Source organism: Chryseobacterium nepalense (genome assembly GCF_023195755.1).
GTDB lineage: Bacteria > Bacteroidota > Bacteroidia > Flavobacteriales > Weeksellaceae > Chryseobacterium > Chryseobacterium nepalense.
Genome location: NZ_CP096203.1, coordinates 2310823 through 2330445, shown reverse-complemented (window position 1 = coordinate 2330445; position 19623 = coordinate 2310823). Strand labels below are relative to the sequence as shown.

The window sequence follows — 19623 nt, the reverse complement described above, 5'->3', positions numbered from 1 at the left end:
AAAAGCGGCAAAGTTTTTGCCGCTTCTTTTGTGTTTAACGCGGAGCAATAAAGAAAAACATTCATTTAAATGTATTATATTTGCTCATAGAAAAATTTAGCAAGTGAAGTTCAGTAAAGAATTAAAAGCTGGGATAATCGCATTGATAGCCATTGTAGGCTTTGTGATACTTTTCCAATTTATGAAAGGCAGAAGCCTTTTTACTACCGATAATATATTTTACGCAAAATATGATAACGTGGAAGGGCTCGCCCAGTCTGCACCGGTTTCCATTAACGGATTAAAAGTAGGGCAGGTGGATAAGATCATTCCCAATACTTCCAAAGACGGGAAAATTGATTTCCTGGTGAAAATTACGGTTGACAATAATTTTGAATTTTCAAAAAACTCAACACTTGAGATTTTCGAGCCAGGCTTAATGTCCGGAAAAGAAATGAGAATCAATCTGATGTACGGAGGTCCTACGGCTAAAGACGGAGATACTTTAAAAGGAGCATTTAAGCTCGGAACTTTAGGGAGTCTTTCTTCTCAGGTAGGCCCTGTTAAAGATCAGCTGCAGACCGTTTTGTATAGAGTAGATTCTTTAATGTCTAGTGCAAACCAGGTGGTAAATGCCCAAAATAGAGAAGAAATCAGATTGTTGCTGGCTAATCTTAATAAAACAGTAGCTGCTCTGCAAACCACAGCAGGAAGTGTGAACAGCCTTGTAGGCCATAACGATCCTAAGCTCCAGAAAGTTTTGGATGACGCAAGCCTTACCATGCAAAGCGGTAAAGTAACATTGGATAAATACGGTAATCTTGCAGAAAGTATTGATACACAAAAACTGAATGCTACGATTGCTAATCTTGATGCTACCGTAGGAAAGCTTAATGAAGTAGTGGCCGGAATAAATAACGGACAGGGAAGTTTAGGAAAACTGATGAAAGATGAGGAATTGTACAATAATCTAAATTCTGCATCCACCAACCTGAATTCATTAATTGAAGATGTGAAGGCAAATCCTAAGAGGTATGTTAATTTTTCAGTATTCGGGAAAAATAGTAAAGACTAATAAATAAATCCATGCAATATATCGCTCATATTATTTTTCTGATTTTATTAATTGTGGGTTTTGGCCTCTTCGCAAAAAGCTTGCAAAAGATTTATAGAAATATCAGATTAGGACGTGAAATTAACCGAAGCGACAGAAAGGGTGAACGCTGGGAAACCATGGTTAGGGTGGCAATGGGGCAAAGCAAAATGACAAAACGCCCTGTAGCAGGAATTCTGCACCTTTTTGTATATGTCGGTTTTATTATTATCAATTTTGAACTTATAGAAATTGTTGTTGACGGAATTTTCGGAACGCATAGATTTCTGGCAACAATTTTCGGAAATACCTTCTACAGTTATTTTACGGCAACATTGGAAGTACTGGCATTATTGGTTATAATCGGTGTTGTAATATTCTTTATCAGAAGAAATTTTTACGGAGTAAAAAGGCTTACCATGAAAGAACTTTTCGGATGGCCTAAAGAAGATGCCAACTGGATTCTTATCATTGAGTTTGCTCTTATGGTAGCTTTCTTTACTATGAATGCTTCAGACTCTATTCTTCAGGCAAGAGGGTACGATCATTTTGCTCGTCTTGGATCATTCCCGATCAGTCAGATTACCTTTGTGCCTTTTTTAGAAGTTTTCAGTTTTGATAACGGATTCTTATTCGGTATTGAAAGAGCTGCATGGTGGTTTCACTTTGTGGGCATCCTATTCTTTATGAATTATCTTTATTATTCAAAACATTTACACATTATTTTAGCTTTTCCAAGTACTTGGTATGCCAATCTGGAGAAGAAAGGAAAATTCAATAATCTGGATTCCGTTACTCAGGAAATCAAATTAATGATGGATCCGAATGCAGACCCATATGCTGCTCCGGCCGGAGGTGATGCAGAAGCTCCTTCGAAATTCGGGGCGGAAGATATTTTTGACCTTAATCAGGTACAGTTATTAAATGCGTATTCCTGTACGGAATGTGGCCGTTGTACTGCTGTTTGTCCGGCAAATATTACCGGTAAAAAACTTTCTCCAAGGTTAATTTTAATGAAAACCCGGGATCGTCTTGAAGAGGTAGGGAGAAACATAGATAAAAACGGGAAGTTTGAGGATGATGGTAAAAAGCTGTTGAACGATTACATTACCAAAGAAGAACTTTGGGCATGTACTACTTGTAATGCTTGTACAGAAGCATGTCCGGTGTTGCTTGATCCGCTTTCCATTATTTTTGATATGAGAAGATTTCTGGTTATGGAACAGTCTGCTGCTCCTCAGGAATTGAATCTTATGATGGCAAATGTAGAAAACAATGCTGCTCCTTGGCAATACAACCAGGCGGACCGTCTGAATTGGGCAAAAGATTAATTAATCAATTATATAATTTGAGAATTTGAGACTGAGTTATTACATTTTCAAATTTTCAGATTCTCACATTTTTCAAATTGAAGGAGATGGATTTCAATATAAAAACAATGGCAGAATATGCTGCCGAAGGTAAATCACCGGAAGTTCTGTTCTGGGTAGGCTGCGCCGGGAGTTTTGACGACCGTGCCAAGAAAATAACGAAAGCATTTTGTAAAATTTTAAATAAAATCGGAGTTGAATTCGCTGTTTTAGGACAGGAGGAAAGCTGTACCGGAGATCCGGCAAAACGCGCCGGAAATGAATTCGTCTTCCAGATGATGGCTTTAACGAATATTGAAGTTCTTAATGCTTATGAAGTTAAGAAAATTGTTACGGCTTGTCCGCATTGCTTCAATACCCTTAAAAACGAATATCCAAGTCTGGGTGGAAACTATGAAGTTATTCATCACACGCAGTTTCTCAGAAACCTGATGGAAGAAGGAAGGCTGAAAATTGAAGGCGGGGCTTTCAGAGGAAAAAAGATTACTTTCCATGACCCATGTTATCTGGGACGGGCAAATGATGAATACGAAGCGCCCAGAGCTTTGCTGGAAAAGCTGGATGCTGAACTCGTAGAAATGAAACGTTGCAAAACAAACGGATTATGTTGTGGTGCAGGAGGTGCTCAAATGTTTAAAGAGCCGGAAAAAGGAAATAAAGATATTAATATTGAACGTACGGAAGAGGCTTTGTCTTTTGAACCTAAAGTCATTGCAACCGGATGCCCTTTCTGCAATACCATGATGACAGATGGCGTGAAACATTTTAATAAAAATCACGAAGTTGCCGTAAAAGATATTGTAGAACTGTTGGCTGAAGCTGAAGATTTATAAAATTCTGAGCAATTTTAACGAATAGCATTCCATGAAAACAGGATGGCGAATTTCCTTTTTTTTCATAACCATCATTATTGCTGTACTGAGCTTTTGGAATTATAAAAACAGGATTTATGATTGGGATATGCCTGGCTATATAGGAAGTCTCTATACCCTGAAGTTTCCGGATGCACCAGATACAATTCGTAAACTTACCTACAGCGAAATACAAAAAAAAGCTCCTGAAGACCAGTTCAGGGATATTTTAGGAATACAAAAGCCTGCCGATAATGCCCGACAGGCTTTTGCTAATAATACACGTGCCTTCATGGAACAGTTGCCTTATTATCAGATAAAAGTAGGGTATAATCTGGGAATTCTTTTTCTCTATCAATTAGGTCTTTCTTCGCCGGATGCGGTCCTTTTCTTAAGTATAATTTCCTATTTTATTTCCGGATTACTTTTATTTTATATTATAAGAATTATTTTCCCTGAAAACTATATTCTCACAGGAGTGCTGACTATTTCAATCATGCTATTGCCTCCCATGACTTTTATGGCCAGAGTAGCCACGCCGGATATGTTCGTTTTACAGTTTCTGTTGATCTTTATGATGGGTATAATCCAACAATGGAAAAAGTGGACTATGTTTTCAGTTCTTTTTGCCATTACTTTTATCAGACCGGATTATATACCCTTTACATTAAGTTATCTGGCAGTAGCAGGTATTTATGGATATTTAAACAATAAAAAAATAGAAATAGCTTTTATATTACAAAGCATCATTCTTTTTACTTTATATGTATCGATCACAAATTTTTATGGTTATCCCGGTTGGAAACATCTTTTTTATGATACCTTCATCTACAGGCGTGAATTTATTTCCGGATCACCGCCGGATTTCAGCATTAACGATTATCTTGCCATAATTTTCACCAAAATTATTTACTTTAAGAAAGTTACTATAACGTCCGTAGGACTTCTCATATTAACGTTTTATCTTTCTAAAGATTTATGGATCAGAACACTTGCTGTCTTTTTTCTAATTAATATTTATATTAAATTCCTGTTTTTCCCCCATTCATCAGGATTAAGGTTTTTCTTCGGATATATTATTTTGTTAATCATCCTTTTTCTATATGTATTGAGTAAAAAGTATAATGGGTTCAAACTCAGGAAAATTGCGTAATTTTGAATTTTAAAATGTATCAGACATGAAGATTGAAGAATCAAATATTGTAGAGACCAACGATTACAGAGTTATCATATATCCCGCATCCAGGCCTTTTGAGACAAAAGAGGCAAAAATAATTACAGAAAAGCTTTTTGATTTTCTGTCCACTTGGGCTGCGCACGGAAAACCGCTCTCATCATCGTTTAAGATTGAAAAGAATCAGTTTATTGTTATTTGTGTAGACGAAGAGAAAGAAATGGCTTCAGGATGCAGCATCGATGCATTGGGAAAAATAATGAAAGAAATTGATGATGAATACCATCTGGGTCTTTTCGACAGAATGAAAGCAAGCTTCATCGAAAATGGTGAAGTAAAAACGTTGAAACTTATTGATTTTAAAACTAAAATAAGAAACGGAGAGATTTCTAAAGACATACAGGTTTTTGACTTTTCAAAAAATACCTATCTCGAATTTTTAGGAAATTTTCTTCTGCCCTTTGAAAGAAGCTGGGCCGCATCTATTAAATAACATCCCGATTAATTGAATAAACAAAAAGTGGAAAACTTCCACTTTTTTTGCTTTAGTTATATTTGTGAAATTTAAATATAAAAGATCCTATTAATTATCCCGGATGAAAGTATCTAAACTCCTTTTTTTAACAACCGCTCACAGACATGATGATGACAGGATATTCTATCATCAGGCCAGAGCATTGAAAGAACAAGGATATGACGTAAAAATCTGCAGTCTTTCATCAGAGTTTCAGGGCACGGTTGCAGGGATTGAAATAGAATCCTATGCCGTCCTGGAAAGAAGTGTTTCTGAAAAGAAGAGGATTCTGGAAAAAATGTGCATCGCGTATCAGCCGGACGCTGTCATCTGCTCGGAACCTTTAGCCGTAATAGCAGCAAAAAGCATCAGAAAGAATAAAAATATAAGTATTATCTATGATGTCACGGAATGGTATCCATCCATGAGGATGGTAGAAAGATTTTCTTTTCCATTTAACCTTATTCATGCAATAAAGTTTTTTCTTATTCAGTTATATGCGGGATGGATCAGCACCCATTATATTTTCGGAGAAAACACAAAGAAGTTTCCTCTGGCGTATTTCTTTCCGTTTAAAAAATCAATAGTGTTACCCTATTATCCGGATGATATTTATATTAGGCAACATATTAAAAGCCTGGATTCGGACAAAATAACACTCTGCTACACAGGACAGTTTTCTGAGGAAAAAGGAATCGGTAATTTTTTTGCCGCGGCAGGTAGTCTGAGAAAAAAAGCACCTGAACTTAAGATCTCAATCCTTTTAATTGGCGGTTCCAGAAAAGAAAAAGACGAAAAATATTTTTCCGGACTGGTAAAAAAATACCATTTTGAAAATCTCAGAATAGAAAAGCCGGCATCTTTTGAAACCTTTACGGAAGCTTATGCTGATGCAGATATCTGTTTTGACCTGAGAACCATGAATTACGAAAATCATCATTGTCTGCCTATTAAGATATTTTATTATGCAGCCTCCGGAAAACCTGTAATTTATACGGATTTAAAAGCTACACGACAGCATGTTGATGTGTCAAAATTCGGGTTTCTGGTTGATCCTGAAAATTCTGAGGGAATTTCAGATATTATTCTGAATTATATCAAGAACCCTGAAATTTATTCGGACCATGCTCAGAATGCGCGAAAAGAGTATGAAACGAAGTATGCCTGGAATGGTATTAAAAATAATTTCGTCAACTTCATCAAAAAATCATTAGCATAAGATGAAGGAGACTATTTTTAAAACTTTTGTTTCCCGGTTTTTAATCCTGATCCTGAATTTCGGGCTGGTAATTTACTCCACCAATATGTGGGGAAGCAGTGGAAAAGGGTTGATATCAATTATCATTGCAGACCTTACCATCATCAGTTTTTTTGCGAATATCTTTGTGGGCAGCAGTATGAGCTATTTTGCAAGAAAATTCAGAACTGAGGAAATCCTGCCTTTCGCTTATCTTTGGGCTGTTATTACGGGAATTCTGATTCCTGTTTTGTTCAGTTCCGGCCATGCTGCAGAATATTCCGGATACCTTATCGGACTTTCGGTGATGTCTTCACTTCTTACGGCTAATGTAAATTTGTTCGTAGGCCAGCAGAATATCAAAATGTTCAACTTATATACGGTTTTACAGCAACTCGTGCACATCATATTCATCATCATAATTGTTTATTGTATCAAAATTACCTCTGTTAATGCCTATTTCATTGCCCAGATAAGTTGCTTTACGCTACTGTTTTTTATCACTGCCATTCAGTTAATAAAAAAGGCTGATTTTAAAAAAATATTGATCTCAAAGGATATTGGTTTCCAATTGTTTAATTATGGCTGGAAAATACAGTTGAGTACATTTCTACAGTTTCTCAATAACAGGCTTTCATTTTATTTTCTTGAATATTTCAGGGGAATTATAAGTGTCGGTGTTTTCTCGATAGGAATTGCCTTCTCCGAAGCTGTATGGACTGTAAGCAGAAGTCTTTCCGTAGTTCTGTATGCAGATGTGGTAAATGATACGGATTTTAATAGTGCAATCGAAAAAACAAAAATATCCCTGCGCATCAGCTTCCTTATTACCCTTCTGTTTATTTCTATCATGCTGATGATTCCTGCGCACTGGTATGCCATGATTTTCGGTAAAGATTTCGGGGAAACAAAGGAAATTGTTTTGTTGCTTTCGCCCGGGATTTTAGCGATAGCCGTGAGCAATATTATCGGATATTACTTCGCAGGAATTAATAAATTGAGAATTTTAAATGTTAAATCTCTTGCAGGGCTCATCTTTACCATTATCTCTTCATTTTTTATCATTCCGAAATGGGGAATCAAAGGAGCCTGTATTATAAACTCTGCTTCCTATTGCCTTTCATCAGGAGTTCTTTTCTGGAGGTTTTATCAGATTACCGAATTTCATATTCGTGATTTCATCTTGTCCAGAAAAGAAATTCATCTTCTGCTAAAGAAAATTGTGAAAACTCATTGATTAAATTTATCAGAGATTTAAACATTTTTAAAGTTGAATATAATCTAAATACAGATTGCCGTTAATTAATCCTGAAAGCCAATAAAATCAGAGGAAAAATTGAAAATAAGTTTTTATCTTTGCTGTACATGAAGAATATTTTTTTCGGAGTTCTGGTTATTTTTTTTGCTTTCCTTAGTTGCAGGACAGAGGATGATGATTTGCAGAATATCGACCAGATCCTTAATATTTATATGAAAAATACATCGGGGAGAGATCTTTTTAAAAATAAAAAAGATTCTTCTTATTTCACGTATTCAATGAACGATGACAATGGTGCCGCAGATCTTGCTCCTGTCAACAGCAGCCTCCGTGCAACTGGAGATTCCACACTTTTTATTGAATATATTGCAGGCGCAAGAAGAATAGGGATTGATACTTTAAATCCGGATAATAAAATCTATCGTTCTGATATAACGGTTTCTTTGATCAAGAGGCTTAATAATACTGCTTTAGATACTATTGAGGATAAACTTAGAATTGAATACAGAATGACGCCGTCCGTGTTCGAAGTCTCGAAAGTATATTATAACGGTACCTTAAGATTTACAAAACAGCCCGGTTCCCCGAATGTTGTTACAATCGTAAAATAATTTTATACATTTGCAAAACTGTTGACATTCTGATGTTCAACATTCTAATAACTAACATCTAAATAAAATGTTACAAGTCAATTTTTTGCGCGACAATAAAGAGCGCGTTTTAGAGGGTCTTAAGAAAAGACAATTCAGGAATCTTGAGTTGGTGGATCAGGCTATTGCTACCGACGACGAAAGAAGAAAAATTCAGTTCGAACTGGATTCCCAGCTTTCCGAGAGCAATAAAATTTCCAAGGAAATCGGACTTTTGATGAAAGAGGGAAAAAGAGAAGAAGCCGAATCTGCAAAATCTAAAACAGCACAGCTTAAAGAGTCTACGTCCGAATTGAAATCACAATTAGATGTCAGAGAAAAAGAACTGATTAATATCCTATACCAGCTTCCGAATATTCCTCACGAACAAGTGAAGAGTGGTGCTTCTGCAGACGATAACGAGATTATTTACCAGTCTCACGATGTTGAAGGTCTTGGAGAAGGAGCGATCCCTCACTGGGAACTGGCAAAAAAATACAACCTAATTGATTTTGAGCTTGGGGTGAAAATTGCCGGAGCAGGTTTTCCGGTTTACTTAGGAAAAGGAGCACGTTTGCAGAGAGCATTGGTTCAGTATTTTCTTGATAAAAACGTAGAAAAAGGATATATGGAGGTCAATCCTCCTCACGTGATAAACGAAGCTTCCGGATATGGAACAGGTCAGCTGCCGGACAAAGAAGGACAGATGTATGAGATTGCTAATAATACAACCTCTGAAACATTATTTTTAATTCCTACAGCAGAAGTGCCGGTTACCAATCTGTACAGGGATGTATTATTCGAGGAAAAGGATTTACCTGTAAAGAATACAGCTTTTTCTCAGTGCTACAGAAGAGAGGCGGGAAGTTATGGTGCTCACGTAAGAGGACTGAACCGTCTTCATCAGTTTGAAAAAGTAGAAATTGTAAGAATTGAAAAGCCAGAAAATTCTTATGCGGTCTTAGAAGAAATGGTAGAACATATTAAAGAAATTCTGAGTGATCTTGAACTTCCTTACAGAGTGTTAAGACTTTGCGGCGGAGACACCGGTTTTGCTTCTGCCATGACCTACGACTTCGAAGTCTGGAGTGCTGCCCAGGAGAAATGGCTGGAGGTGAGCTCTGTTTCCAATTTTGAAACCTTCCAGGCGAACAGATTAAAATGCCGTTACAAAACAGACGGAAAGTCCCAGCTTGTACATACCTTAAACGGATCTGCAATGGCGTTACCGAGAATTATGGCTGCTTTGCTGGAAAACAATCAGACAGAGGATGGAATTAAGCTTCCAAAAAAGATTGCAGAATATGCGAGATTTGATGTGATAAACTAATCAAAAAATAAAAACCACTGATATTCAGTGGTTTTTTTATTCAATAGTATTTACCTATTTTTTTACTCCTTAATAAATTTTGTTGAAGCTGAATTTCCGTTTTTATCGATTGTTTGTAAAATATAATTTCCTTTTGCCAATCCGGATACATTGATTTGTGGGATCTTAACTGAATTTTTCTGGGAATAGACTTTTTGTCCAACTAAATTGAAAATATTCAATTCCATAATATCATTATCAGATTTTACATACAGCTGATCTTTTACCGGGTTAGGGTAAACTGATGTTCCTCCATTGATCTCAACAGACTTTACCCCTAAAGTACCTGCGGAACTAATTTTCACATAAGAAAAATTTCCCTGCAATACACTTGTAGAGCTGGACCAGCATGATGTGAATAAGCTTCCATATCCTGTTGCGCTTGTTCCTACCGCCTGGTTTGAGGTTGATGTACCGTTGCTTCCGGTATGCCGTATTTCAATAACCAGATTGCTACCTGTGTAAAGATAAGGAGTGGTGAAAGTAATATCAAAGCTGAATGTATTGTTATTTGCCACTGAACCGGCTGGTATTGAAAGGCTTCCGGACCGAACCTGTGTCTGAGTTCCTACAACGTTTGCTGCAAAATTTAGCTGTGCGTTGGCAGGATTTACACCATCACTAAGATAAATCTGATAATCAGGATAAGTAATATTAGAAGCAGGCCATGATGAAGCTGCCGTACTCGGTATTTTGAACGATATTGATGAAAGGTACTTCCCCGATAAAGTAGTCAATTGTGTATCATCAATAACCATTTGATATGTTCTCGTAGAATTGGCAAAAGGACCTGTAAAGGTACTTACAACCGTTAAATCGGGAACTGTTACCGAAGTTTGAGCTTTCGTTGCTGAGAAAAGCAAAATCGCACTAACTGTAAATGCATGACATGCCATTTTACGAAGGTAGGTTAGTGTTTGAGGCTTTTTGGTTTTCTGAAATGTGGGAAAATGTAGTTTTGTAAGCATATATTAAATTTTTAGTTACAATAAAGGTGCAAAATTGATTTTGTAATAAAATCGAATTTAATAAATAATATTATCAATATTTTTAAATTTTTTATATAATTGTTTTATAAATAAATTGTTATATGCGTGATATTAATAATTGGTGGCTAATTTGGTCCTTTCAGATTTATAATTAAAAGCTCTCTGGGGTCTATCCAGAGGGCTTTTAATTATAAATTTAGCTATTATTCACTACTAATGACAATTCGTATTATCGTGATTGTGTGTATTATGATCCCCCGGCAAATGACAGTCTCCCTGTTTGTCTTTTGAGATCGTCATTGCTTCTGCTCTTGGAGAGAGATAAGGAATTCCGAGCTCAAGACCTCTTACAATAAACAGACCTCCTAAGATAATCATCACCACCGGAATCATCTTTAATATTTTTATCCGAAAAGCCTGGTTCATAAGATTTCCTAAAAGAACGACCGTAAACATAAACGGGAGAGTTCCTAATCCAAAAAGAGCCATATATAAAGCGCCCTGCCATATTCCCCCGCTTGCAAGGCTTGCGGTTAATGCCATGTAAACCATTCCGCAGGGTAAGAAACCATTAAGAATTCCTGTTGTAAATCTTGAGCGGTAATCTGCTTTCTGCAGCAACCTTCCCAAATTAGATTTAACTTTGAATAAAAATTTAGAAAAGAAAGGAATTTTTGAAGCAAAATCTTTACCTCCGAAAGAAAATACAGCCATTATAATTAATAATATTCCCACGGCAATCGTAAGATATTTCTGGATTCCTGCCATTTCGAAGCCTTCGCCTACAATGCCCAGAATTGCTCCTAAAAATGAATAGGTAAAAATTCTTCCGAACTGGTAAGTAAGATTCTGGAGATAATAATTGGTCGCCTGTTTTTTTGTTAATCCCATTGACAGGGCAATAGGTCCGCACATTCCGATACAGTGAAAACCGGAAGCAAATCCTAAACCTATAGCCGATACAATAAGTGCTATTTCCATATTACATCATAATCTATTCTGTAATCTGTTTTATCTTTAGTCCAGTTTAATCGTAATGTATAATTTCCCATTTTTAATACCTGAGCAGGTATTAAAAATGATTTGCTGGCATCAAGCTGCACAGATTTTTTTATATCTAAATTCTGATCGTCAGTCCTGTTCAAAACAAATTTTACCGTTGTATTGGAATTGTTGTAGTCTGTTGGAAAGGTAATCTTAATCCCATTTTTATCCTGACTGTAGACTGGTTTTTCCTGCAGATCATCGGCTCTTTTTTTAGCATCAATAACATCCTGATATTTCAGTTCTTCCTCATAATAATTATCAGTTACCATTTCAGAATTTTTCTGGCCGTTCGGGAAAAGAAATAACATTGATAATATGAATGCCATGAATGCCAGTAATGCGATGACTACACCGTGCCCCCAAGTGAATTTTTTCATTTTAAATTAATATATTTTAAAAACCTCTATTCCGTCAGATGATAATATTGAGGTTTTGATATTAGAATTGTAGTTTAAAAGGTCCCTCAAAATAGGTTTCGTAAGAATCCACCAGTTTTCCGCTCATATCATAAACACCAATAGTAATATTCTGCTTGGAAAGATTCATTTCACTTTCCGGGAAGCTGATATTAACGGTTCCTTTGGTAATCTTATCCCTATCAACGGTAATTTTGCTTGAACCACTGTAAATAACTTCTCCGTGTTTCGGTTCAACTACTTTAATGGTTACAATCTTCTTGTCATTGGTTTTATTGAGGAAAGTATAATTGTAGGTATTGGTAATTTTTCCGTCCCTTAAGAAAAATGTACTTCCGGCAGGCTTGATGAATTTTGCTTCCATTTCGCCACGGTTATAAAGAAGATATCCAAGGAAACCGGTTAGTAATACCAGAATTAAGGCAAAGCCTTTCATTCTTCCTGTAAATTTAAATTTGGTCTCGTTTTCGATTTCATTCTCCGTAGCGTACCGGATTAATCCTTTCGGGAGTCCTACTTTTTCCATGACTTCATCACAGGCGTCAATACATGCCGTACAGTTTACGCATTCCAGCTGTTGTCCGTCCCTTATATCAATTCCGGTAGGACAAACTACCACACACTGATGACAATCGATACAATCTCCTTTTCCGGCTGCTTGTCGGTCTTCTCCTTTTCTCCATTTCGCTCTGTTTTCCCCTCTTTTGAAATCGTAGAAAACATTTACCGTATCCTTATCGATCAAAACACCCTGTAACCTTCCGTAAGGACAAACCAGTGTACAAACCTGCTCTCTGAACCATGCAAATACAAAGTAAAATGCAGCAGTAAGCAAAATCATTACAATAAAATTGGTTGGATGCGCAAATGGTCCTTCCGAAAGAATCCTGAAAACCTCTTCATATCCTACGATATACATAAACATGAAGTGGGTAATAACAAGTGATATGATAATGTAGATGGTCCACTTCAGACCTCTTTTCCATATCTTTTCGCTGTTCCACTCCTGTCTGTCCAGTTTCATCTGCTTATTTCTGTCTCCTTCAATAGCATATTCTATTTTACGGAAAATCATTTCAAGGAAAATTGTCTGAGGACATATCCACCCGCAGAAAATTCTACCGAAAGCAATCGTAAATACAATAATAAAAATAAGAGATGCAATAGCTCCCAACGTTAGGATGAAAAAATCCTGAGGATAGAAAGGTTGTCCGAAAATGAAAAACTCCCGGTCAATCACATTAAATAAAATCATCGGATTACCATTGATTTTAATAAACGGTACCGAAAAATAAATAAATAATAAAATACAGCTCACAAGATACCTGTAATTGGTATACTTTCCTTTAGGCTTTCTGGGATAGACCCATTTTCTTTTTCCGGACTGATCCATGGTGCCTATAGAATCTCTGTAAGTTTCAGGGTCCAGAACCTGGCCCTGTCCGCCGCGTACTTCTATTTCTTCTATGTCTGACATATGTACTGGTATTTAAAAAAGAAAAAACATAATTCGTTACTATTTTTAAGGTAATAACAAATTATGTTTTTCATATGTTTCTAATTTTTTTGTTAAAATTATTCTTTCTCCCAGTGTGCTTCAGTTCCCTGAGGCGCTGCACCACCCTGAGCTGGTGTCACCGGAGGCAATTCCTGGTTGATGTGGTATACATATGCTGCAATCTTTTCAATTTCAGCACCGGAAACTTCCCCGTTCTTACCGAATGCTCTCATCGCAGGATTGGTAGGAGATCCGTTCCAGTCCATATGGAATACGTTTTTAAATAACGTTTTCTCAGGTTGGTTGATCCAATATTGATCCGTAAGGTTCGGACCGATACCACCACTACCGTCTTCTTTATGACAAGATGCACAGTTCGTTTTAAAGAGCTCTTTACCCTCTGCAATATTATCTGCTGAATATTTAGCTGTTTCAATTGTTACAGGCGGCTGAGTTTCTTCGTATTTCTTGATGCTTGCAAGCTGTTCTTTATATTCTTTTTCATATTCTGTCAATGGATGAGCAAAATCTGTGAAAGAGTATGCTGCAACATACACAATACAAAAAGCGGTCCCAAAATAGAACAAACCTACCCACCATTTCGGTAATTGGTTGTCCAATTCCATAATCCCGTCGAAGCCGTGATCGATAAGGATATCTTTCTCTTCGGCAGCAGATTGTTTTTTAAATGCTGCATTATATAACCTTATAAAATAAGGAACTTTTTTCTCTGCTAAATAAGCTGCTTTTTCTTCAGGAGATAATTTTTTGAATTTATTGTTTTCAATAAGATCTCCGATCGCGCTGTGTATGTATGCCAGAATACCTGCAATCACAACAGTTCCCCAGAAGTAAGGCGAGCCTAGAAACTCATAGCTCTGTACAAACAGATAATAAAAAACTATTAAAAGTCCGATTATTATTAAGATGTTTACAAAAACCGGTGTTCTTTGTTTCATAATAAGTTGTTAATTTTTTAAATTAAAATTATCATCATCCTGGTCATCACTCAGAGGAGCTTCTTCTTCTTCCTTGTAATATTTTTTAGGTCTGCTGAAAACATATATTACAAGTGCTACGAAGAACAGCATAAAGAAAATCAGAGCCAAGGTCTGGTAAAAGCCAGCATTGTCGGTATTGGATAATATGTCTTTAAAGTTCTGAGGTATCATGATGGAACTTTTTAATGTTAGTTATTACTTGCTGTTTTGATTTCCGTTGTTTTGATATCCGTTCCTAATCTCTGAAGGTAAGAAATAAGAGCTACAATCTCTTTTTTCTCCAATTCACCTTTAGGTCTCTTTGCATAGGCATCTTTAAGATCCGGTGCTTCAGACATAATATCTCTTACAATCTTCGTTGCCTGGTTATTGGCCCATGAGTTTGCAGAATCAATTTCGGCTTTTGTATAAGGCACCTCAAATGCACTCTTCATCAGCTTCATTTTATCTACCATTTTAGATCTGTCAAGATCGGTAGCAATTAACCAAGGGTAACGAGGCATGATAGAACCTGCTGAAGTAGATCTTGGGTTATACATGTGCTTATAGTGCCAAGAACTTGGGTTTTTACCACCTTCTCTGTGCAAATCCGGTCCGGTTCTCTTAGATCCCCAAAGGAACGGTCTGTCGTATACGAATTCTCCCGCTTTGGAATACTGTCCGTTTTTACCGTTGAATCTTACAATCTCATCTCTGAATGGTCTTACCATCTGAGAGTGACATGCATTACATCCTTCTCTTATATAAATATCTCTACCTTCCAGCTCCAGTGGAGAATATGGCTTCACTGCTGAAATGGTTGGTACACTTTTCTTAAGCGATAGGGTAGGAATAATTTCTACCATACTACCGATAGAGATCGTTAATAAAGACAGAATACCCATCAATACAGGAGTTCTTTCCAGCCAAAGGTGAGTGCCTTCTCCTTCTTTACGCTTTTTGCTGATGTTCGCTAAAGCCGGAGCTTCTGCAGGTACATCTTTCTGGAATGATCCTTTTCTTACCGTAGCAATTAAGTTTACCACCATTAAAATAGCTCCTGAAAGATAAAATAATCCTCCTACGAATCTCATTTTAAAATAAGGAATAATTGCCGTTACAGTATCCAGCCAGTTTTTCCATACTAAGGTTCCGTCTGGGTTGAACTGTTTCCACATTAATCCTTGAGTAAATCCGGAGATATACATTGGTACTGCATAGAAAATAATTCCTAAAGTTCCCAGCCAGAAATGCCAGTTGGCAAGTCTTGTTGAATATAATTTCGTTCTCCATAAGATTGGGATCAGGTAATAGATTACACCGAATGCCATGAAACCATTCCATCCTAATGCACCTAAGTGTACGTGACCGATAACCCAGTCTGTAAAGTGACCGATTTTGTTAATGTTTTTAGTTGCCAATAATGGCCCTTCAAATGTTGCCATACCATAACAAGTTACTGCAACAACGAAGAATTTAAGAATAGGATTTTCTCTTACTTTATCCCAGGCTCCTCTTAATGTTAAAAGCCCGTTTAGCATACCTCCCCAAGATGGTGCAATAAGCATGATAGAGAAACCTGTTCCCACTGCCTGAGCCCAAGCCGGTAAAGCGGTATATTGAAGGTGGTGAGGACCAGCCCAGATATAAACGAAGATTAGTGACCAGAAGTGAATAATCGATAGTTTATACGAGAATACCGGTCTGTCTGCTGCTTTAGGTAAGAAATAATACATTAAACCTAAAACAGGCGTTGTCAGTACGAATGCAACCGCATTGTGACCGTACCACCATTGTACGATAGCATCTTTTACCCCCGCATATGCAGAATAAGATTTCCATCCTGTGAAAGATAACGGAACCTCAAGGTTGTTGAAAATATGAAGCATCGCTACGGCAATCCATGTTCCAACATAGAACCAGATGGCAACATATAAATGTCTTACTCGTCTTTTAGCTATCGTTAAGAACATATTAGCCCCGAAAATCACCCATGAGATGGTAATTAAAATATCAATAGGCCATTCGTGTTCTGCGTATTCTTTGGATGTGTTAATCCCCATGAAGAACGTAACATACGTTACAAGGATCATGATCTGCCATGTCCAGAAGTGGATCCAGGACAGGGTGTCACTGTACATTCTTGTTTTCAGTAATCGCTGTAAGGAATAATATACTCCTACATAAACAACATTCATTACGAATGCAAAAATAACAGTACTCGTGTGCAGCATTCTGATTCTCCCGAATCCGAAAGCACCATGCGTTTTTATCAACCCATCGATGCCACCACCTAAACTTTTAATGGTTGTGTCGTCCGTTCCGAATAAAAACTCCGGAAGCTCAGGGTAGAAAAGCATTAATGCAGCTGTAAGCCCAAACAAAAACCCTATGATCCCGAAAACGACGGTCGCATAAAGAAATGCCCGGACAATACTGTTGTCATAACTAAACTTTTGTGTTTCCATATCAACTATTCACTTTTTTCTTCAATTTTTTTACTTTCTCCTTTTTCATCATCGTTTTCATTGCTGCCAGGCTCTTCTTTTTCCCTGATTTCATCAGAGTCGAAAAGAATTCTTACAGCCGGGGATTCATCATCCTCAAACTGTCCTTTTCTGGCATACACTATAAACACGACCAGGAAAACTGCAGCCAAAGAAACACTGCATAGGATCATTAAATATAGAATATCCATTAGACAACAAAATTAACCTATTTTCGGGGTTCAAATTTAGTGAAAAATAATGATATTCGTCACGAAATACGGCTTTTGTCTAATTTAAAACCAGTCTAAATAAGGGCGTTTAAGCGTTTTTTCTGAAATATTTTCTGCCCAGTATCCAGGTTGAAAGAGTAGTGAATGAAACAACTGTAATGGAGCTTGCCGGCATGATCAAAGCGGCGAAAAGAGGATGCATATGTCCTGTAACTGCGTAACTTAAGCCGACAACATTGTAAAGAAAACTGATTATGAATGTCATCTTCACAATCGTCATCGAACCCTTGCAGACATTCAGGTATTTATCGAGAAGTACCACTTTTTCACCGTCCATAATGACATCGGAAGAAGGGGTAAAGCTGTTGGTGTCGTCTGCAATCGCTATTCCTACATTACTTTGCTTTAATGCTCCGGCATCGTTAAGTCCATCTCCAAGCATCGCTACTTTAAAGTTTTGATCCTGAAGGTTTTTGATGTAATTCAGCTTGTCTTCGGGACTTTGGTTAAACGCCATTCCTTTGGATGCAGGAATCAGTTCTTTAAGTTGGTTTTCTTCTGAAGCATTATCGCCACTAAGAATGAAAACGTGGTATCCGGCAAGTTTTTTAAAGAGATTTTTTAGATTTTCGCGGTATTCATTTTTAAAAATGAATTTACCGATAAACTCATTGTTTTTGCTGATATACACTGCTGTTTCCAGATTTTTTGACTCCTGATTATTGTACCTGGCTGAACCGATTTTATAGAGATTGCCTCTCACCAGCGCTTCATATCCTTTCCCTGAAATCTCTCTGAAATGTTCTACCTGATAGTAGTCATCATTTACTTCAATAAAATCATACAGCGATTTTGATAGGGGGTGATTGGAGTTCTTTAAAAGCGTTTTTATATTCAGTAAATCAAATTCTTGAATCTCTGCTCCCTCGTAAGTAATATTGGATTTTTTTCTGTGGGTGATGGTTCCTGTCTTATCAAAAACAATCGTATCAAGTTTAGCAATTTTCTCGATGGTGATCGTGTCTTTTACATAGAATTTATTTCGTCCTAAAATCCTCATGATATGTCCGAAAGTAAAAGGCGCGGACAGGGCAAGGGCACAAGGGCAGGCAATAATCAGAATGGCGGAAATTACTTGGAACATTTTATTAAGATCAATAAAATACCAGTAAATTCCGGAGATTAAGGCAATGCCTAAAATAATGAAAGTGAAATACTTACTGACCTTGTTCGTTAGGGTGTCAAGCCCGGTTTCGTGTTTTTTAAAAGCTTCTTTGTTCCAAAGCTGGGTAAGGTAACTCTGGTCAACATTCTTGATCACTTCGAGTTCAAGAGAAGAACCAATCTGTTTTCCGCCTGCGAAAATTTTATCTCCAGGTTGCTTGCTTATGGTAGCGCTCTCACCCGTAATAAAACTGTTGTCTATATTTCCGTCGCCATTTATGAGGATGGCATCCACCGGAATGATTTCCTGATTTCTTACTAAAATACGGTCTCCGATTTTAATTTCCGAAAGCAGAATATTGTCCTGCTTTCCGTCAAAATCAACTTTTGTAACGGCAATAGGATAAAACGATTTATAATCCCGGTCGTAAGAAAGTGCGCTGTAGGTTCGTTTCTGGAAAATTTTACCAAGAAGCATGAAGAATAAAAGTCCGCACAGGGTATCAAAATATCCAGGACCATAGTCGGTTGCCACTTCATAGAGGCTCCGTCCGAAGAGTACGATAATTCCCAGGACGATGGGAACATCAATATTTACGATCTTATTTTTCAGTCCGTACCAGGCAGATTTATAGTAATCTGAAGCCGAATATACTACCACCGGAATTGCCAGCAGACACATTAGTGCGCGGAAAAGTCCTTTGTAATGCTCCATCCAGTAATCTTCACCGCCGATATATTCCGGAAAAGCAAGGAACATTCCGTTTCCGAAAGCAAAAGCAGCAATAGCAAATTTTACCAGAAGTGATTTGTCAAGATGTTCAACATTTTTATCCGCAGTTTCAAGACTGATAACCGGCTTATAGCCCAGATTGGTGAGGAAATTAGCTAATTCGCTTAGTTTTAATTCATTATGATTGAATGAAACCTGCAGCGTCTTTCTGGTGAAATTAACCTGCGAATATTTAATGTTTTTGTTTAATGTATGAAGGCTTTCCAATAACCAGATGCATGAAGAACAGTGGATTACTGGAATTTTAAAAGTGATGAGACTGGTGTTTCCTTCAGAAAAATCAGTCACCTTTTCAAAGATTTCCGGGGTGTCTAGATAATCGAACTGCCCGGAATTTTCATCACCGGGGCGAATTCCTGCTCTTTTATTAAGCTCGTAAAAATTGTTTAAATTATTAGCATTTAGAATTTCATAGACCGATTTACAACCGTTACAGCAGAAAGTCTTTTCATCAAATAAAATTCTTTCTTTTTCGATACCTTGGCCACAATGAAAACAGTTCTCGCTCACCTTCATAAATTATTGAACTACAAAATTATAACA

The 19623-nt window shown here is 37.1% G+C and carries 18 protein-coding genes; 9 read left to right on the top strand and 9 right to left on the bottom strand.

Going from position 1 to position 19623, the window contains the following annotated elements; translation table 11 throughout:
* Positions 1 to 103: 103 nt before the first annotated feature.
* The 9 genes from M0D58_RS10155 (at position 104) to serS (ending at position 9435) form a co-directional block, all read left to right on the top strand.
* Positions 104 to 1054 carry an MlaD family protein gene (locus tag M0D58_RS10155; RefSeq protein WP_248388937.1) on the top strand — a complete coding sequence of 317 codons (951 nt, stop codon included), beginning with the start codon at positions 104 to 106 and terminating at the stop codon, positions 1052 to 1054.
* Positions 1055 to 1065: 11 nt separating this feature from the next.
* Complete coding sequence (locus M0D58_RS10150; protein WP_248388935.1) at positions 1066 to 2403, top strand: 4Fe-4S dicluster domain-containing protein; 1338 nt, start codon at positions 1066 to 1068, stop codon at positions 2401 to 2403.
* 86 nt (positions 2404 to 2489) lie between these two features.
* Complete coding sequence (locus M0D58_RS10145) at positions 2490 to 3275, top strand: (Fe-S)-binding protein (RefSeq protein ID WP_248388933.1); 786 nt, start codon at positions 2490 to 2492, stop codon at positions 3273 to 3275.
* Between the two features lie 31 nt (positions 3276 to 3306).
* A complete protein-coding gene (locus tag M0D58_RS10140; protein ID WP_248388931.1) occupies positions 3307 to 4446 on the top strand; it encodes a hypothetical protein in 1140 nt (379 codons plus the stop codon).
* A 25-nt stretch (positions 4447 to 4471) separates the two neighbouring features.
* Complete coding sequence (locus M0D58_RS10135; protein ID WP_248388929.1) at positions 4472 to 4960, top strand: hypothetical protein; 489 nt, start codon at positions 4472 to 4474, stop codon at positions 4958 to 4960.
* A gap of 103 nt (positions 4961 to 5063) precedes the next feature.
* Positions 5064 to 6200, top strand: a complete 1137-nt coding sequence (locus tag M0D58_RS10130; protein ID WP_248388927.1) for a glycosyltransferase — start codon at positions 5064 to 5066, stop codon at positions 6198 to 6200.
* A 1-nt stretch (position 6201) separates the two neighbouring features.
* Complete coding sequence (locus tag M0D58_RS10125; RefSeq protein ID WP_248388925.1) at positions 6202 to 7455, top strand: lipopolysaccharide biosynthesis protein; 1254 nt, start codon at positions 6202 to 6204, stop codon at positions 7453 to 7455.
* Positions 7456 to 7583: 128 nt separating this feature from the next.
* Positions 7584 to 8087 (top strand): hypothetical protein, encoded by a 504-nt coding sequence (locus tag M0D58_RS10120; RefSeq protein ID WP_248388923.1) that lies wholly within the window; start codon positions 7584 to 7586, stop codon positions 8085 to 8087.
* Positions 8088 to 8154: 67 nt separating this feature from the next.
* Entirely contained in the window at positions 8155 to 9435 is a 1281-nt protein-coding gene (serS, locus tag M0D58_RS10115; RefSeq protein WP_248388921.1) for a serine--tRNA ligase, read from the top strand.
* A 62-nt stretch (positions 9436 to 9497) separates the two neighbouring features.
* Here serS and M0D58_RS10110 read toward each other — a convergent pair whose 3' ends face one another.
* The 9 genes from M0D58_RS10110 to M0D58_RS10070 form a co-directional block, all read right to left on the bottom strand.
* Positions 9498 to 10442: a T9SS type A sorting domain-containing protein gene (locus M0D58_RS10110; RefSeq protein ID WP_248388919.1), complete on the bottom strand. Its 945-nt coding sequence runs from the start codon at positions 10440 to 10442 to the stop codon at positions 9498 to 9500.
* A gap of 234 nt (positions 10443 to 10676) precedes the next feature.
* Positions 10677 to 11444: a sulfite exporter TauE/SafE family protein gene (locus M0D58_RS10105; RefSeq protein WP_248388917.1), complete on the bottom strand. Its 768-nt coding sequence runs from the start codon at positions 11442 to 11444 to the stop codon at positions 10677 to 10679.
* Positions 11435 to 11887 carry a FixH family protein gene (locus M0D58_RS10100; RefSeq protein ID WP_248388915.1) on the bottom strand — a complete coding sequence of 151 codons (453 nt, stop codon included), beginning with the start codon at positions 11885 to 11887 and terminating at the stop codon, positions 11435 to 11437. The genes M0D58_RS10105 and M0D58_RS10100 overlap by 10 nt, the downstream gene beginning before the upstream one ends.
* Positions 11888 to 11948: 61 nt before the next feature.
* Positions 11949 to 13403 carry a cytochrome c oxidase accessory protein CcoG gene (gene ccoG, locus M0D58_RS10095; RefSeq protein ID WP_248388913.1) on the bottom strand — a complete coding sequence of 485 codons (1455 nt, stop codon included), beginning with the start codon at positions 13401 to 13403 and terminating at the stop codon, positions 11949 to 11951.
* 98 nt (positions 13404 to 13501) lie between these two features.
* Positions 13502 to 14383 (bottom strand): cbb3-type cytochrome c oxidase N-terminal domain-containing protein, encoded by an 882-nt coding sequence (locus tag M0D58_RS10090; RefSeq protein WP_248388911.1) that lies wholly within the window; start codon positions 14381 to 14383, stop codon positions 13502 to 13504.
* 9 nt (positions 14384 to 14392) lie between these two features.
* The gene (locus M0D58_RS10085) at positions 14393 to 14596 is read right to left on the bottom strand and encodes a cbb3-type cytochrome oxidase subunit 3 (protein WP_248388909.1); all 204 of its coding nucleotides are present in this window, start codon (positions 14594 to 14596) and stop codon (positions 14393 to 14395) included.
* Positions 14597 to 14613: 17 nt separating this feature from the next.
* Positions 14614 to 16872, bottom strand: coding sequence for a cytochrome-c oxidase, cbb3-type subunit I (gene ccoN / locus M0D58_RS10080; protein ID WP_248388907.1), 2259 nt, complete (start codon positions 16870 to 16872; stop codon positions 14614 to 14616).
* Between the two features lie 5 nt (positions 16873 to 16877).
* A complete protein-coding gene (gene ccoS, locus M0D58_RS10075) occupies positions 16878 to 17102 on the bottom strand; it encodes a cbb3-type cytochrome oxidase assembly protein CcoS (protein ID WP_248388905.1) in 225 nt (74 codons plus the stop codon).
* A 109-nt stretch (positions 17103 to 17211) separates the two neighbouring features.
* Positions 17212 to 19590, bottom strand: a complete 2379-nt coding sequence (locus tag M0D58_RS10070; protein ID WP_248388903.1) for a heavy metal translocating P-type ATPase — start codon at positions 19588 to 19590, stop codon at positions 17212 to 17214.
* Between the last annotated feature and the right edge of the window lie 33 nt (positions 19591 to 19623).

Excerpts from the sequence above, each read along its gene's own strand:
- M0D58_RS10085 (WP_248388909.1), bottom strand. The coding sequence starts at position 14,596 with ATGATACCTCAGAACTTTAAAGACATATTATCCAATACCGACAATGCT.
- M0D58_RS10145 (WP_248388933.1), top strand. The coding sequence starts at position 2,490 with ATGGATTTCAATATAAAAACAATGGCAGAATATGCTGCCGAAGGTAAA.
- M0D58_RS10110 (WP_248388919.1), bottom strand. The coding sequence starts at position 10,442 with ATGCTTACAAAACTACATTTTCCCACATTTCAGAAAACCAAAAAGCCT.
- ccoN (WP_248388907.1), bottom strand. The coding sequence starts at position 16,872 with ATGGAAACACAAAAGTTTAGTTATGACAACAGTATTGTCCGGGCATTT.
- M0D58_RS10090 (WP_248388911.1), bottom strand. The coding sequence starts at position 14,383 with ATGAAACAAAGAACACCGGTTTTTGTAAACATCTTAATAATAATCGGA.
- ccoS (WP_248388905.1), bottom strand. The coding sequence starts at position 17,102 with ATGGATATTCTATATTTAATGATCCTATGCAGTGTTTCTTTGGCTGCA.
- M0D58_RS10125 (WP_248388925.1), top strand. The coding sequence starts at position 6,202 with ATGAAGGAGACTATTTTTAAAACTTTTGTTTCCCGGTTTTTAATCCTG.
- M0D58_RS10130 (WP_248388927.1), top strand. The coding sequence starts at position 5,064 with ATGAAAGTATCTAAACTCCTTTTTTTAACAACCGCTCACAGACATGAT.
- M0D58_RS10120 (WP_248388923.1), top strand. The coding sequence starts at position 7,584 with ATGAAGAATATTTTTTTCGGAGTTCTGGTTATTTTTTTTGCTTTCCTT.
- M0D58_RS10135 (WP_248388929.1), top strand. The coding sequence starts at position 4,472 with ATGAAGATTGAAGAATCAAATATTGTAGAGACCAACGATTACAGAGTT.
- serS (WP_248388921.1), top strand. The coding sequence starts at position 8,155 with ATGTTACAAGTCAATTTTTTGCGCGACAATAAAGAGCGCGTTTTAGAG.
- M0D58_RS10140 (WP_248388931.1), top strand. The coding sequence starts at position 3,307 with ATGAAAACAGGATGGCGAATTTCCTTTTTTTTCATAACCATCATTATT.
- ccoG (WP_248388913.1), bottom strand. The coding sequence starts at position 13,403 with ATGTCAGACATAGAAGAAATAGAAGTACGCGGCGGACAGGGCCAGGTT.
- M0D58_RS10100 (WP_248388915.1), bottom strand. The coding sequence starts at position 11,887 with ATGAAAAAATTCACTTGGGGGCACGGTGTAGTCATCGCATTACTGGCA.
- M0D58_RS10105 (WP_248388917.1), bottom strand. The coding sequence starts at position 11,444 with ATGGAAATAGCACTTATTGTATCGGCTATAGGTTTAGGATTTGCTTCC.
- M0D58_RS10150 (WP_248388935.1), top strand. The coding sequence starts at position 1,066 with ATGCAATATATCGCTCATATTATTTTTCTGATTTTATTAATTGTGGGT.